General features: G+C 38.3%; 9 protein-coding genes. 6 read left to right on the top strand and 3 right to left on the bottom strand.

Annotated features, from left to right (window positions below; all coding sequences use genetic code 11):
- The first annotated feature begins 19 nt into the window (after nucleotides 1-19).
- Complete coding sequence (gene sohB, locus I6F50_RS02890) at nucleotides 20-1,036, top strand: protease SohB (RefSeq protein WP_197139506.1); 1,017 nt, start codon at nucleotides 20-22, stop codon at nucleotides 1,034-1,036.
- 96 nt (nucleotides 1,037-1,132) lie between these two features.
- Here sohB and I6F50_RS02885 read toward each other — a convergent pair whose 3' ends face one another.
- Complete coding sequence (locus I6F50_RS02885) at nucleotides 1,133-2,467, bottom strand: dicarboxylate/amino acid:cation symporter (protein WP_197175270.1); 1,335 nt, start codon at nucleotides 2,465-2,467, stop codon at nucleotides 1,133-1,135.
- A gap of 193 nt (nucleotides 2,468-2,660) precedes the next feature.
- On the opposite strand from I6F50_RS02885, the gene I6F50_RS02880 reads away from it, so the two are divergent.
- Both I6F50_RS02880 and topA read left to right on the top strand, forming a co-directional pair.
- On the top strand, nucleotides 2,661-5,996 hold the full coding sequence (locus tag I6F50_RS02880) for a hypothetical protein (protein ID WP_197175268.1): 3,336 nt from the start codon (nucleotides 2,661-2,663) through the stop codon (nucleotides 5,994-5,996).
- A gap of 248 nt (nucleotides 5,997-6,244) precedes the next feature.
- Nucleotides 6,245-8,953 (top strand): type I DNA topoisomerase, encoded by a 2,709-nt coding sequence (gene topA, locus I6F50_RS02875; RefSeq protein WP_165727402.1) that lies wholly within the window; start codon nucleotides 6,245-6,247, stop codon nucleotides 8,951-8,953.
- Nucleotides 8,954-9,269: 316 nt separating this feature from the next.
- Here the strand turns inward: topA and I6F50_RS02870 are convergent, their stop codons facing one another.
- Nucleotides 9,270-9,512: a hypothetical protein gene (locus I6F50_RS02870; protein WP_007582596.1), complete on the bottom strand. Its 243-nt coding sequence runs from the start codon at nucleotides 9,510-9,512 to the stop codon at nucleotides 9,270-9,272.
- A gap of 239 nt (nucleotides 9,513-9,751) precedes the next feature.
- On the opposite strand from I6F50_RS02870, the gene I6F50_RS02865 reads away from it, so the two are divergent.
- Entirely contained in the window at nucleotides 9,752-10,297 is a 546-nt protein-coding gene (locus tag I6F50_RS02865; protein WP_007582598.1) for a TIGR00645 family protein, read from the top strand.
- A gap of 92 nt (nucleotides 10,298-10,389) precedes the next feature.
- Here I6F50_RS02865 and I6F50_RS02860 read toward each other — a convergent pair whose 3' ends face one another.
- Nucleotides 10,390-12,012: an alpha-glucosidase family protein gene (locus I6F50_RS02860; protein WP_165727403.1), complete on the bottom strand. Its 1,623-nt coding sequence runs from the start codon at nucleotides 12,010-12,012 to the stop codon at nucleotides 10,390-10,392.
- A 662-nt stretch (nucleotides 12,013-12,674) separates the two neighbouring features.
- Between I6F50_RS02860 and I6F50_RS02855 the strand changes: the two genes are divergently transcribed.
- The gene (locus I6F50_RS02855) at nucleotides 12,675-15,458 is read left to right on the top strand and encodes a TonB-dependent receptor (protein ID WP_197175266.1); all 2,784 of its coding nucleotides are present in this window, start codon (nucleotides 12,675-12,677) and stop codon (nucleotides 15,456-15,458) included.
- A gap of 109 nt (nucleotides 15,459-15,567) precedes the next feature.
- Nucleotides 15,568-17,058 carry a tryptophan halogenase family protein gene (locus I6F50_RS02850; protein ID WP_165740484.1) on the top strand — a complete coding sequence of 497 codons (1,491 nt, stop codon included), beginning with the start codon at nucleotides 15,568-15,570 and terminating at the stop codon, nucleotides 17,056-17,058.
- Nucleotides 17,059-17,060: the final 2 nt, after the last annotated feature.

Here is a 17,060-nt window from a genome sequence, read left to right as displayed (position 1 = left end):
TTATAAATGGAGAAACCAGTTGGAATTTTTATACGAATACGGTTTGTTTTTTGCTAAAACAGTTACTTTTGTTATCGCTATCGCAGTTGTTTTAATGCTAATAGTTGGCGCTGCAGTTAAGCCAAAGGCCAAAAAAGGTGAAATACAAATTGATGATATATCAGAGCAGCTAGTTGAACTTAAAGAAAGTTTTTTACAAAATACGTTGGGTAAAAAAGAGCTTAAAGCGCATCAAAAACAACTTAAATCAAAGAGTAAAAAAGCAGATAAAGATGAGCCTAAACCTCGTTTATATGTAATTGACTTTGTGGGTAGTATGGACGCTCACGAAGTAGAAAGCTTACGAGAAGAAATAACGGCTATTATCTCTATTGCCGATCCAAGTAAAGACAAAGTACTTATTCGTTTAGAAAGTGGTGGCGGTGTTGTACATGGCTACGGACTTGCTGCATCTCAGTTACAGCGTATTAAAAGTGCGGGTATTCCTCTGAGTGTTGCAATTGATAAAGTGGCAGCAAGTGGCGGTTACATGATGGCGTGTGTCGCGGACGAGATACTTGCAGCGCCTTTTGCAATAGTTGGATCTATTGGTGTGATAGCTCAAATACCTAACTTTAATAAAATATTAAAGAAAAATGATGTTGAATTTGAGCAAATAACAGCAGGTGAATTTAAACGCACACTTACTTTATTTGGTGAAAACACAGATAAAGCCCGTGAAAAATTTCGTGAAGAAATTGAACAAACACATGGTTTATTTAAAACGTTTGTAAGCACTCAACGTCCAAGCTTAGATATAAACTTAGTTGCGACAGGTGAGCATTGGTTTGCAACTCAAGCAATTGATAAAGGTTTGGTAGATGTTATAAAAACAAGTGATGATGCATTGCTAGAGCAGCAACATGAGCGCCAAATTTATAAGATTAAATACAAAGTTAAAAAAGGGTTGAGCGATAAGCTAGCTCTTGGCTTGAGTAGTGGTGTAAATAAAGTGGGAATAAACTTACTTTCTAAGTTTAAGTCGTTAAATCCTTAGATTAGAATCTTTTTCAGGATTCAGTTAAATTATTTTTACTCGAAAAAAACCTTGATGGATTGCATCAAGGTTTTTTTATAGCTATATAAATGTAGCTTATGAGTCAATAGATTTATGATAATCTTCTAAGTCTTTAGCTGCATTAGGGTCGTTAAAGATGCTCTCATCTAGCTCACCTTCAGACTTGGCAACAACACAGGTAACCATACAATCGCCGGTTACATTAACTGCTGTACGTGTCATATCAAGTAATCTATCTACACCGATAATAATTGCAATCCCTTCTACAGGTAAGCCAACTTGGGTAAGTACCATTGCCAGCATTATTAAACCAACACCAGGTACGCCTGCTGTACCTACAGAGGCAAGTGTTGCTGTTAATATAACCATTAAATAATCAGATATTGTCAAATCGACACTAAACACTTGTGCAATGAACACGGTAGCCACACCTTGCATGATGGCAGTGCCATCCATGTTAATGGTAGCACCCAGTGGGATAGTAAATGAGGCAACCGAGTTATTAGCACCTAACTTTTTAGTAGCAGTTTCAAGTGTAATAGGCATAGTTGCGCTTGAACTCGAGGTACTAAATGCAAATAAGCATGTGTGCTTCATTTTTGCTAAGAAAATAAGCGGGTTTAAGCCCGTTAATATTTTTAAAAGCAATGTGTAGTTTACAAAAGCATGTAATAACAGTGCAAGTACTACAACGCCAAAGTACTTCGCTAAGCTCACAATTAAGTTAAGCTCAATTGTTGTAAACAGTTTTGCCATTAAAAAGAACACGCCATAAGGGGCAATATTCATTAAAAGCGTAACTAGTTTTAAAATCACAGTGTTTAAATCTTCAAATACGGTAGCAACGCGTTTTCCTGCTTTACCACTTAATGCCATTGATACACCAAATAAAAGTGCAAACACAATAACTTGAAGCATATTGCCTTTGGCCATTGCTTCAAAAGGATTTGTAGGAAACATGTCTATAATTACACGTGCAAGGGTAGGTGCTTCTTTAGCATCGTAGGTTGCATTAGATGGCAAGCTTATACCTTCACCCGGGCTAAATAATAAGGCAAGTGTAATCGCCACTGTTATAGCAATAGCTGTAGTTAATAAATATAAACCAATAGATTTACCACCTAATCGACCTAGTTTTTTAGGGTCGCTTAAGCTACAGGTACCACAAACAAGCGATACAAAAACAAGAGGCACAACTAACATTTTCAAGCTGGCAATGAATATTTGACCACCAACATGGAAAATACCATCAACAAAAAAGGCTTTAATTGGCAAAGAGAATAACCCAAGTGGTATTAGATAATCGTCTTCACCAGCTAATATAGCCTGAAATATAAAACCTACTGTAACCCCAAGCGCCATACCAATCATGATGCGAGTGGTTAAACTCATTGAACGGATTTTTGACATATTTCCTGATCTACATTTTATAAATTTGCCATAGACTACCAGCAAGGAAATATTTACTACAGAAAAAGTTAGTATTTATTTAAAAATATTTTGCACAAAAAAGTAATAAAAAACTGTGATTTTAGACTAAGTTATAGGTTAATATTAAGTGTAAATTAATTTTAATTATAATAACAACGCTAGGGAGAGGTTCATGCCTTTAATGCGACTGCTCGGCATTTCATTGCTAAGTTTTTTACTCACAGCCTGTGGTGGCGGTGGGTCACTTGAAAAAGACGGTTCTATAAGTGATGGTGATTCCACTACAGAGGCTGCTACATACTCGGTTTCATTAAAGGGGTGTTCTCAAACAGACGCAACAGAGTCAAATTCTGTTACCGCTACCTCCTCTTTAGATTTACGCGCAATTCTTACTCAAGACGGTGTAATTGTTGCGGGTAAGCGCATTACGTTTACATTAGAAGATGAGATTGGTGAACTGTCTCCATCAAGTGCATTAACTCAAAACGATGGTATTGCAACGGTTGAACTTACAGCCGGTGCTCAAGCCGGTGCTGGAGAAGTAACTGCTACTTATACAGTCGATGGTGAATCTTATACAAGTACTTTTGCTTTTCAATCAAGCGGTGGGCAGGGTGATGATACTGGTGTTAGTGGGTCAACAACTCTAACAGTAAATATTGTCGATGAAAATGGTGCTAAGTATTCGGATACAAACCCGGTTACAACTGACAACTTAGGCACGGTTACAGCGACTTTAAAAAATGATGGAGTTGCACTTAGCGAGCAGCTTGTTACTTTTACTACAAACTTCACAGGTAAAATAACGCCAGACTTAGGAACTGCAATTACAAACTCAGCGGGTGAAGCAAAAGTAACTCTCTCTAGTGGTAGTTTTAAAGGTGCAGGTCAAGTTGTTGCAACTTATAACCCTACTAACTCTACAGAAGTGAGTAATACAGCTGTATTTTATTCATCAGGTGATTCTGCACCTGTTGATTTGGCACAATTCTCTATATCAGTAAAGCTTTTAACAGGCTGTAACGTTGGCTGGGACGATAATCGTTCTAGTGTAAAACTTGACCCTACACAAATAGCGTCGGGTTGTACGGTAGCTAATACTATCTCTTCATCAGAACTAGGTGAATTATTTGTTGAAGTCATTGATGAGCAAAGTGGTGAAGGTAGTAAAAATTCGCTTGTTAATATTTCAACAAATTTAGGTTCTGTTCTTCCTTCATCTGGAACAGCCCTTACCGATAACTTTGGTATTGCTTTACTAAAATTGCAACCTGGTAATACTGGTGGTGCAGGTACTGTTACTGTAACGTCTGTAGGTGAAAGTAATTCAACTAATTTTGCTGTAGGTATTGCTGATTTAACCCTAGAGGTTGATAACGGGCTTAATACAGATACTTCAGGAAATGTTATCCCTTTAAAAGCAGGTGGTAGTACCGTTATTGAAGTAACGCTTTTAGATGAAGATGGTAATTTATACTTAACTCCAACAGATGTTGAGTTCAGCTCAACGTGTGTAATTAGCGGCGATTCAGTAATTGATGCATCAGTAAAATCATCAAGTGGTATCGCAACATCAACATACCGAGCTACAGGTTGTAGTATTGACGATGATATTAATATCACGGTTGAGACAGGTGGTAAAAACTTTACTGCTACTACGATTATTCCTGTGGAAACATCAGCGGTACAATCAATACAGTTTGTTGATGTCAGCGAAACATTTATTGCATTACCTCCAGGTGAAGGCGGCGCCCCGACTCAATCGATTGTTAGATTTAAGCTAATAGATGCGGATGGCCTTGCATCCACGCAGCAACGTATTGATTTTAAGTTAACAGATTCAGTGGGTGCAGCTAAACTGTCACTTAGAACAAGTGATACAAATAATGAAGGCTTTGTTCAGACAACGGTTGAATCTGGCATAGTGCCTGGTCCATTAGTGGTAAAAGCGTGTTTTATTTCTAAAGAAGATGTTAATAATTTACCTGAAGGTGATGATTTAACGTGTTGGGTTGATGATGTAGAACTGTGTACATCAGAACCAAGCAATGAAATTTGTCCAGACGGAACACTTACTTTAGTACCATTGAGCGAGCAGATAAGTTCTGTATCGGCTCAATTAACGCTCGCTTCAGGCGTAACAGACCAAAACAGTTTTGATGCAAGCCCAAATACGTTCAATACTAACTCACTTAATTATAACGGTGTTTTAAATGATATTACGGTATATTTTGGTGACCAATTTAATAATTATAACGGTGACGGTGTAGAGGCAACTATTTTAGCTGAAGCTGGTGTCATTGGCTCATCTAGCAATGAAGTTACTTGTAAAACTGACGATGCTACTTGTGTTGTAACCTGGCGCTCTCAAGGAGACCGTCCATTTTATGATTACAAATGGGGTAACCGAATTGGCGATATTGACGGGGACGCAACAACTACAGAAGGTATTAATCCAAAAACAGGTATTATAAATTGTGACCCATATTTTGGTATTGCAGCTCCTTGTATAAATGGTATTACACGCGCTAAAAATAATGCTGATGGCGTTGTTATGGGAGGACGTGTAAGTGTTCTCGCTGTCACTAAAGGACAAGAGAACTTTGTAGATGAGCAAACCACTGATGATGTTAAACGCACCAATGGCTTGTTTGATATTGGTGAGTATTATACTAGTTACGATTTACCTGAAGCATTTATAGATCACAATGAAAATGCAGCCTTCGATAAAGCAAACTGTAGTGATGCGCGTGGTGGTGATTATAATGCTGATGAGGATGCGTGTTCAGAGAAAAACTCACGGGGCGGCCATAATGAAACGTGGCGCGATTTAGACAATAACGGTACCTATAACTTCGCTGATGGCTTATATAACGGTTTGTTATGTAGTGAAGCTGCACAAATAGATGAAAAATGTTCTCGAGAGCTAATTGAAGTACGTAAACAAATAGAATTGGTTATGTCTGGAGATGATCCATACGTTCGTTTTTCTGTACTGAAAACTACGGATATTCTTGATGCGCCGTATCCTGTTTACGTACCAGCAGATTGCTCAAGCTCTATTGTTGCTTCTCTGGAAGGTTCTGATGTGCTAGAACGTTGTGATGCTGAATCTATTAATTTATCTACGGTTAACGTTATTATTGATAACCCAGATTATGATGATACGGATCCAGATGAAACAGATCCTGAAACACTTACTATTGATATAGGTTTAAGTGGTATTACAGTTCGTATTCACTACACAGATGAGTTTGGTAATCCACTACCAGCGGGTACAACTGTATCTATAGCCTCTACAAATGGCGACTTATCTATTATCGAAAATAACGCTATTATTCCAAGTACGAATACGGATAAACCAATGTATTCAGATGTTCGTATTTCTCGTGAAGCGGATGGTAATGATAAATTTGACGGTGTACTTTCAATAACATTTGAGTTTACTACTCAGGCTGGTGGCACTAAAACAGTCTCCAAAGGAATCGAAATTTACGATAGTAAATAAGGCTTTATTTTAAAAATGCCAACCTTTAGGTTGGCATTTTTGTTTCTGTTCTATATATTCCACATCAATTAATCTAAAAACACTAGTTTGTTTAATTTAACGACAAAAATTGTTCGTTTATTCAGTAAATACTGAAAAGTTTGTATTAAAAGCTTGTAACAACTAGTGTTTGTAGATATACCTATAAATATTCGCGCCGCTTATGTCGGCAAAACACATTTTCAATATTTGGTTAGAAATAGGCAACTATGGGCAAATCGCTAGTAATTGTAGAGTCTCCTGCTAAGGCTAAAACAATTAATAAATATTTAGGTAATGACTTCATCGTAAAGTCCAGTATTGGGCATGTACGAGATTTACCTACTTCAGGTTCGAGCAAAGCTAAAGTGCCGGCAACTAAAACGCCAGCAGAAGTTCGTAAAATGGAACCTGAAGAGAAAGCAGCGTATAAAAAGCAACGAGATTATACAAACTTAGTCGCGCGTATGGGTATAGACCCAAACCAAGGCTGGGATCCGCATTACGAAATACTGCCTGGTAAAGAAAAAGTTGTTCAAGAATTACAAAAGCTGGCTGAAAATGCAGACCAAATATATCTCGCAACGGATTTGGATAGAGAAGGGGAAGCAATTGCTTGGCACCTTCAAGAAATCATTGGTGGTGATCCTGCTAAATATAAGCGCGTAGTTTTTAACGAAATTACTAAAAACGCAATACAGCAAGCGTTTGAAACACCTGGCGAGCTTAATACTGATATGGTTTACGCTCAGCAAACACGTCGCTTTTTAGACCGTGTTGTTGGCTTTATGGTATCACCTTTATTGTGGGCTAAAGTGGCCCGCGGACTTTCTGCAGGACGAGTTCAGTCTGTTGCTGTACGTTTATTAGTAGAGCGTGAACGTGAAATTAAAGCATTTATTCCAGAAGAATTTTGGGATATTCACGCTGACGTTAAAAATACTGAGTCTGAGTTACGCTTAGAAGTAGCCAAACAAGCAGGAAAGCCATTTAAGCCTGTAAATGAAGCTCAGGCTAGCGCAGCGGTTAAAAGCCTTGAGAATGCAGAATATAAAGTAATTAGCGTTGAAGAAAAACCAAGTAAAAGTCGCCCAAGTGCGCCATTAATTACTTCAACCATGCAGCAAGCGGCAAGTACACGTTTAGGTTATGGCGTTAAAAAGACCATGATGCTTGCTCAGCGTTTGTATGAAGGCGGTTATATTACGTATATGCGTACCGATTCAACTAATCTTTCAAAAGACGCGGTTGAAATGTGTCGTGAGTATGTAACAAACGAGTTTGGTGCTAAATATTTACCAAAAGATCCAATTAGCTACAGCTCTAAAGGTAATGCACAAGAAGCGCATGAAGCAATACGTCCTTCAAGCGTTACCGTGTTATCTGGGCATGTTGAAGGTGTAGATGCTGATGCTAAAAAACTGTACGAGCTAATTTGGCGTCAGTTTGTAGCGTGCCAAATGGTACCTGCTGAATACGATTTAACAACACTAACTGTTGCAGCTAACGACTTCCAGCTTAAAGCGAAAGGCCGTGTGCTCCGCTTTGATGGTTGGACAAAAGTACAACCTGCGATACGTAAGAAAAACGAAGAAGATCAATCACTACCGGCTGTTAAAGAAGGTGAAGTCCTTACTTTAATCGAACTTGATCCTAAGCAACATTTTACTAAACCGCCAGCGCGCTTTAGTGAAGCAAGTTTAGTAAAAGAGCTTGAAAAACGCGGTATTGGTCGTCCATCTACTTATGCGTCAATTATATCAACGATTCAAGATCGTGGTTATGTACGTGTAGAAAATCGCCGTTTCTTTGCTGAAAAAATGGGTGAAATAGTTACCGATCGTTTGGTTGAAAACTTCACTGATTTAATGAATTTTGATTTTACAGCAAAAATGGAAGGCCGTTTAGATGACATCGCTGAAGGCGAGCGAGTATGGACTGAAGTTCTTGATAAATTTTATGCTGATTTTTCAACGCAATTAACTGTCGCTAAAGATGAGCCAGAAAATGGCGGTATGCGTCTCAACGAGATGGTTGAAACGGATATTGAATGTCCTACGTGTAGCCGAAAAATGGGTATACGCACAGCATCAACTGGTGTTTTCTTAGGGTGTACTGGCTATAGCTTACCACCTAAAGAGCGTTGTACAACGACAATGAACTTAGTGTCGGGCGATGAAGCGGTTGCAGCCGATGTCGAAGACGAAGAAACTGAAAAGCTAATGCAGATGAAACGTTGCCCGATTTGTGAAACGGCAATGGATTCATACCTAATTGACGAAACCCGTAAATTACATGTGTGTGGTAATAATCCAGCATGTAAAGGGCATATAGTTGAAGAAGGTACCTTTAAAATTAAAGGCTATGACGGACCAATTATCGAATGTGATAAATGTGGCTCTGACATGGAGCTTAAATCTGGTCGCTTTGGTAAGTACTTTGGCTGTAATAATGACGAGTGTAAAAATACACGTAAACTACTTAAAAGTGGCGAAGCTGCTCCACCAAAAGAAGACCCTGTTCACATTACTGAATTAGAATGTGAAAAGTCAGATGCGTATTTTGTATTACGTGATGGCGCCGCGGGTATATTTTTAGCTGCAAATACTTTTCCTAAGTCTCGTGAAACACGTGCACCTAAAGTAGAAGAGTTAAAACGCTTTAGAGACCGTATTTCGCCTAAGTTTTATTACTTAGCAGATGCACCTGCTAAAGATCCTGATGGTAATCTTGCTGTTGTACGCTATAGCCGTAAAAATAAAGCTCAGTATGTTATGACTGAAGTTGACGGTAAAGCTACTGGCTGGACTGCTCATTATGAAGCAGGTAAATGGACAGAAGAAGCGAAGAAAAAGGCAGCACCTAAAAAGAAAGCTGCTGCAAAAAAGGCACCAGCTAAAGCAAAGCCTAAAGCGAAAGCTAAAAAAGAAGATGAATAAGCACGTTATCGCTTATTCATAACTTTTTATAGGTTTTAAAAAACCATAAAAAAACCGGAACGCACAGCTTGTGTCTATTCCGGTTTTTTTGTGCTTAGTTGAATGTTTTCGCAACGGCTTTATTAGCAGTACATTCAACTAAGCGTATTGGAGATACCAATTTTATTAAAAAATGGTCATTATATTGCACTAAATAACCCACTCACTGCGTTAAAAAACATTCATATAAAACAACTATATGTCATGCTATTTCACTTGCTATTGAGCTATTTTCTTAGCGGTATAATAGAACATTAATTTAATGCAATTGGTATGATTAAATCTTAACAGAAGATACTTTTTTATAGCCTTCAGATTCAAGCTCATCATTTACGCATTTTAATACGTAGGCATTTAGCTCTTCATTGCTTACGTCATCATCTTTAGCCCAGTTAACACACATTTCTGTGTATTCTTTTACCATTTCGGCTGAAGCTGTTGGCGCATCGTCTGCTACCGCGTAAGTCGCAGATACTGCAAATAGTGGAGCTACGATTAATGCTAGCAATGCTTTTTTCATTCGTTTATTCCTAAAAAAATGGTGTGATGACTGATTTACCCAGTTTAAGATTAGGTTTAAACCAGTAGTGCCCAATCCAGAACAACTCTGTTGGTATACTGATTTTTAAACGAAAACGAAATAAAAGATAACGAAATTTTTTTATCGTGAGGATGAGTAATTTACTTGTCAGGATTTCGCAGCATTGTGTTGCAGTGGTTTATAAGCTAAGGTCGCTTTTTTAATTAAAAGACAAATCAATGTCATCACACACCCCTAATAAAAAACCACGCCAAGCTAATAAAGTAGAGCATGCATTAGAATCTTTTATTTTTAAAGGGCGTTGGCTACTAGCCCCATTTTTTGTGGGTTTACTATTTGCAGTTGTACTGTTGTTAATAAAGTTTTTTAAGCAGCTTTATTTAATGGGTATTGCGACATTTACAGCAACCAATCAAGAGTTACTTGTCGGTATTCTAACTTTAGTTGATACAGCATTATTAGCGGGGTTATTGCTGATCATTACATTTAGTGGTTACGAGAACTTTGTTTCTAAGCTTAATATTGATAATCACGAAGACAGACCATCTTGGATGGGAAAGGTTGGTTTTTCAGGTCTAAAGATGAAATTAATAAGTGCGATAGTCGCTATTTCTGCTGTTGAGTTATTAAAAGTATTTATAAACTCAGGCGCATATCCAAGTGATGAGCTACTTTGGAAAGTGACTATTCATGTCACGTTTGTAATGTCAGGCGTTTTATTTGCTTTAACTGACTACTTAAACAGTAAAACCCAAAGTCATTAGAAAAATTAAATGCACAAAAAAGCCCAAGTAATTTACTTGGGCTTTTTATGTTTAGAACTTAGCTGTAATATTAAGTGTAATTCTTGATGTCATTAACACTTTGCATAAAAGCAAGCGAAAGGCTCAAGCGTAAGTGTGTCTTGGCTTAATTTTGCGCTGTGGTGGCTAAGCTCATTGTATTCTTTAACGATTGATGTTGGCATATCAATACTTGTTTGTTGAGAGTTTAGATTAAATATGCACAGCATTTTTTGCGGTCCAAGCGTTCTATAAAAAGCAAGCACAGGCTCAGGCGTTTCAATAAACTCAATATCACCCTCAAGTAAAACAGTTTGGCTCTTGCGCCACGCCATAAACTCACGGTAGGCGTTTAAAATTGAGTTGCTATCATTAGTTTGCACAGCGACTGATTGCTGTTTGTGTGCATCATCAACAGGTAGCCAAGGTTTTACGTCACTAAAACCCGCATGAGGTGAATCAGCTTGCTCCCAAGGCATTGGCGTTCTACAGCCATCACGCCCTTTAAAATTAGGCCAAAATGTTATGCCATATGGGTCTTGTAAGTCTTCAAAGGCAACACTTGCCTCACCTAAACCTAATTCTTCACCTTGGTACATACATACACTGCCACGAAGGGAAGCAAGTAGGGCGGTTAGCATTTTACATTGCTGAGGGTTTATTTCGCCATTTTCACTCCAGCGACTTGCTACGCGCTCTACATCATGGTTGCTAAATGCCCAACACGGCCAACCCTCAGTCATACGTTGTTCAAGAGTTTGAACCGTAGTTCTAATATATTCACTTGAATAATCATTTGTTAAGAGCTCAAAGCTATATCCCATGTGTAGCTTATCGCCACCTTGGGTGTACTGCGCCATTGTCGCCAATGAATCCTCTGATGAGATTTCGCCAAGCGATACAGTACCTGGGTATTTATTAAGTAATGTGCGAATGTCTTGCATAAACTCAATATTTTCTGGCTGAGTGTTGTTGTAGTAATGATACTGAAATGCGTATGGGTTATCTTCACTAAAACCACGACCCTGGCGCTTATCTTTTGGTTTAGCTGGGTTATCGCGAAGTTGTGCATCGTGATAACAAAAGTTAATAGCATCTAATCTAAAGCCATCAACGCCTTTTTTAAGCCAAAACTCTACGTTATCAAGTACAGCTTGTCTTACGTCAGGATTATGAAAGTTTAAATCGGGTTGTTCGGTTAAAAAGTTATGCAAATAATATTGCCCACGGCGAGGTTCCCACTGCCACGCGCCACCACCAAAAATAGACAGCCAATTATTAGGTGCTGTGCCGTCATCTTTAGCTTCAGCCCAAACATACCAATCCGCTTTATCGTTATTTTGATTTTCGCGGCTATCTGTAAACCATTGGTGTTGATCTGATGTATGGCTTAGTACTTGGTCAATTATAATTTTAATGTTGCGATCGTGGGCTTGGCTAATAAGTTCATCAAAATCGTTTAAATCACCAAAAAGCGGGTCAATGTCACGGTAGTCACTAATATCGTAGCCAAAGTCTTTCATCGGCGATTTGAAAAAAGGTGAAATCCAAATTGCATCAACGCCTAAGCTTTTAATGTAATCAATACGATTAATAATCCCTTTTAAGTCACCAATACCATCGTTGTTGCTATCTTGAAAGCTACGCGGATAAACTTGATAAATAACCGCACCTTTATACCACTGCTTTTGGGTCATGCTTTTCTCCGTCATTCCACACAGTATTTAGACTATTCTTTATTGTGATTACGATTAATCACGTTATTTTCAAAAAGCATACGTGAAGCCTGTAATTCTGTAAAAAGTCTGCATACGTATGCACTAAAAATAATGCAATAAAATTATTTAAAATAAGCGCTTAGCGCCTCTTTGGCGGTGTTCGTTTTGTGTGTTTAATGTTTACCAATTATGTTATTCATTCATTTTTTAGTTAAATTTAACCTAACAGTTTGTACTATAAAGGAAATATACCCTTGGTTTTACTAGAAATGGTCTGACCAATTTAACACTTAGTAAATGTGCAATTATTTAAACGTTATATAACAGTGCCAATTAATTTCATCTTGTTTACATTCAAGTAGAAAGGCTATTAGTTTTCTACAAAATAGATTTAATCTGTCATGCTCTTTCAGTGTTTTTTGTTTTGTTTATTTTTAATAAAATCATATGGTTAAAGTTATGTGTGTGTAATGTATGTTAATGTTAGGCTACATTGAAATTGTTGAATACGTATGCATAAAGTTGTTAATAAAATAAATCTGGCGTTAATATTCATCCTGACAACAAAATTAGCTCGCCTTGTTTAACTATCACTTAAACATTGAACGCGGGTATCACAATATGGGTAACGGGAAAACATTATGTCTATGTTCAAACCAAGTATATTAACTTTGGCATTAACAGCTGCAGGCTTATCAAGCTTTGCTACACAGGCTGCTCAAGAAGATACAATAAAAAAAGATGATGTAGAAGTTATCGAAGTTAAAGGCTTTCGTGGCAGTGTGGTTGAGTCTATTAACACAAAACGCTTCTCTACACAGGTTGTAGAATCTATATCGGCTGAAGACATTGGCAAATTGCCAGATTCTTCAATTGCTGAATCAATTGCACGTTTACCAGGCTTAACAGCTCAGCGCTTAGACGGGCGAGCAAGTCGTGTCTCTATTCGTGGTTTTGGCGAGAATGAAAGTGGCACAACGTTTAACGGTCGTGAGCAGGTATCGATTGGTGATAACCGTGGTGTAGAGTTTGACCTTTATCCATCAGAAATAATGAGCGGTGTAACCGTTTATAAAACGCCAAATGCAAGTATTGATGCTGAAGGTATTGCCGGTGTTATTAATATGCAAACCGTGCGCCCTTTAAGTAAAGGCGAACGTGTTGTACAAGTAAATGGGCAGTATGAGCAAACCAGCTTTGGTAAATTAAATCCAGACGGTAATGATGACGGCTATCGAGGCACTATCTCATACATTGATCAGTTTGCTGACGATACAATTGGCGTTGCATTTGCTTTAAATACAATGAGTTCACCAAATCAAGAAAAACGTTGGAATTCATGGGGCTACCCAGAATTCACCGAAAATGGTAACGATTATTCAATTTTAGGCGGCGCTAAACCATTTGTACGTTCATCAACCCTTGAGCGTGATTCGGCAATGCTAGTACTTGAAGCAGCCCCTACTGACAAATTAAACATGACGTTTGATGCATTATATGTAGATTTTACAGATGAAAAAATTCTACGCGGTATTGAAGTTCCATTTGCATGGGGTCAAGGTAGTATTGATGCAAATAGTGTTGTAGTTGATGAAGCATCTGGCTTTATAACAAGTGCAGTAACACAAGGCCAACGTGTAGTAGTTCGAAACGATTATGAAGAACGCGAAGCGGAACTTACAGCTTTTGGTTTTAATACTAAATATGATATTGACGATTCGTGGTCAGTAGAGTTTGATGCAAGTTATTCACAAGTAGACCGCAAAATCTGGAGTGTTGAGAGCTACTCAGGTACAGGGCGTGGTGATGCTCGCGGTGTTGCAGATAACTTAGGTTATACATTTAATGGTGGAAATACCGGCGCAAGTTTTACTCATGACTTAGATTATAGCGATTATGGTTTAATACAGTTAGGTGGCCCGCTATCGTGGGGTGCAAGCTCTGCACTTAACGATAAATATGGTTTAACTGGTACTGAGTATGAAAACCAAGCGCAAGATGGTTTTATTAATGCACCGACCATTGAAGATGAGCTATCAACATTAAAAATAGCGGCTTCAAAGGTATTAGAAAACGAGTACATAAGTTCTATTGAATTTGGTATGTCTTACAAAGAACGTGAGAAAACAAAAGATTCAGAAGGTTACTTTATGACGTTATCTAGCTTTTCGCTTGATAACCCAGGCATGCTTAATGTGCCAGAACAGTACCGTAACGGAAGTGTTGATTTAGGTTTTATAGGCATGGGCGATATGATTGCTTATGACGTAAATGGCTTAGTTAACGACGGTTATTACGACTTACTGGCAGAGAGCTTAACAAATACAAGTCATGCGACTAAATCGTGGACTGTAAAAGAAGAAATTACTTCTGCATTTGTTCAAGCTAATATTAATGCTGAAGTAAGTGGCCTTGCATTAACGGGTAACGTGGGCGTGCGTTATGTACAAACTGATCAATCATCACAAGGTAATGCATTTAGTACTGTTGATGGTGTGGTTGTTACATCACCTACAAACATAAGTCATGATTACTCGCACGTATTACCTAGCTTAAACTTGTCACTTGCGATTGATGAGCAACAAACGATACGTTTTGGTGCTGCTAAAACAATTTCTCGTGCACGCTTAGATGAAATGAATTCATCAGTTAATGCTTCATATAATCAAACACCTGATGAAAATGGCAACTATTGGTCTGTATCGGGTGGTAACCCAAATTTAGAACCTAAAGAAGCAACCGGCTACGATTTTACTTACGAGAATTACTTTAGCGATGAAGGTTACTTCTCTGCTGCGTTTTTCTATAAAGATTTAACTCAGTGGATTTTTGACGGCACGTATGCAATTGATATGTCAGGCGTAGCTGACCCTTCAACAGGTGAAGTTCCTGCAACATCATCAGGTACAGGCAGCGGTAAAATAAATGGCGGCGGTGGCGATTTATATGGTTACGAGCTTTCACTGGCGTTACCATTTAAAATATTCCATCCATCTCTTGAAGGTTTTGGTTTAATTGCCAGCCATACTGGTATTGAGTCTGATATTGAAGATCAAAACGGTAACGATTACGAGCTACCAGGTCTTTCGGATAAAATTCAAAGCTTAACAGTTTACTACGAAATGCATGGTATGCAATTACGTACCAGTATGCGCAAACGCAGTGCCTTTAAAGGTGATGTATATGGTTTAGGTTTTAACACTGAACAAGTTGATATTTTAGGTGAAACTATTTGGGATGTTCAAGCAGGTTATGACTTCTCTGAGGCCGGCATTGAAAGCCTTGAAGGTTTATCAATTCAGTTTCAAGTACAAAACTTGACAGAGGAACCGTTTACGTCGCTTTCAGGCGATAATGCTCTACAAGTACGTGATTACCAAGATTACGGGCGTACTTACTTGTTAGGCTTTAGCTACAAGCTATAATAAAAACTGTGTGTAGAAGCCCTTGTAATTTGTGTTACAGGGGCTTTTTTATAGCTAGTTTACCTAACTTTTTAACCGTACTTAAATTTAATAAAACGTGGATAATAATATGAAACCAATAAAACACGTGGTAATTGCAGGCGGTGGTACCGCAGGTTGGATAACAGCAGCCTTGCTTAATAAAGTGTTAGGTAAAGTAATTAATATCACATTGATAGAATCATCGTCTATTGGGTCCGTGGGGGTTGGCGAAGCCACTATACCGCCGATTGTTCAACTTAATAACGCGCTGGGTATAAACGAGCAAGATTTTATTAATGCCACTAATGCTTCAATAAAATTAGGTATTGAGTTCGAAAATTGGAAAACGCCAGGGCATAGCTACATGCATGCGTTTGGCTCGTTTGGTAAAGACTTTCCTTTTTGTGATTTTTATAATTTTTGGTTAAAAGGCCAAGTTACGGGGTGCGAAGACGAACTATGGGATTTTTCACTCAATTACCAAGCGGCTAAACAGCATAAATTTGCCCCTTTAAATACCATTCCTAATACCCAACTACCTGGGCTGAGTTACGCATATCATTTTGATGCGACGCTTTACGCTGAATACTTAAAAAAGTTGGCTATATCGCGCGGTGTTAAACACATAGATGCAAAAATAAGCCATGTTGAACAATGCGATACAGGCAATGTTAAAAGCCTAGCACTTGATAACGACAGTCAAATTAGTGGGGATTTATTTATAGATTGCACCGGGCTGCGTGCACTATTAATTGAACAAACACTAAATACAGGTTTTATTGATTGGTCTCATTACTTACCATGCGATAGTGCAGTAGCCGTACAAACAAAAAGTACTCATGAGCTTAAGCCCTATACGCGATCTATTGCACATAGTGCTGGTTGGCAATGGCAAATACCACTGCAAAATCGTATTGGTAATGGCCTTGTTTATTGCAGTAGATACTTGTCAGATGATGATGCTAAGCAGTTACTGCTAAAAAGCTTACCCGCTGAGCCAATTACAGAGCCCCGTATTATAAAATTCAAAACAGGTCGGCGTTTAAAGCAATGGCATAAAAATGTGGTGTCGGTTGGCCTCTCAAGTGGTTTTTTAGAGCCGCTAGAGTCAACCAGTATTCATTTAATTCAAACTGCGGTTACGCGTTTAATTAAGCTATTTCCACACAACGGTATTAGCGATGCGTTAGTAACGGAGTTTAATAAACAAAGCGTTATTGAATTAGAGCACATACGTGATTTTATTATTTTGCATTATAAACTCACCGAGCGAGAAGACTCCTCATTTTGGCGCCAATGTAGGCAAATGGATATACCTAACTCCCTGAGCCAAAAAATGAATTTATTTAAGCAAACAGGCAAGGTAGTACGCGAAGACGACGAGCTATTTGCTGAGGTTGCTTGGCAGCAAGTAATGATAGGGCAAGGGCTTATCCCTGATGACTACAATAGTATTGTGGATTCGTTAAGTGATGAGCAACTGAGCGATTTATTTTCTACCTTAAAAACATTGATAAACTCAACAGTTGCGCAGCTACCAACTCATCAAGATTTTTTAGCCAGTATTAAAAAGGTTTAATA

It is taken from the genome of Pseudoalteromonas sp. NZS127_1, from assembly GCF_015864295.1.
Lineage (GTDB): Bacteria > Pseudomonadota > Gammaproteobacteria > Enterobacterales > Alteromonadaceae > Pseudoalteromonas > Pseudoalteromonas arctica.
Note: the sequence above shows the minus strand (reverse complement) of the source record. Positions and strands in the feature narration are given on the sequence as shown.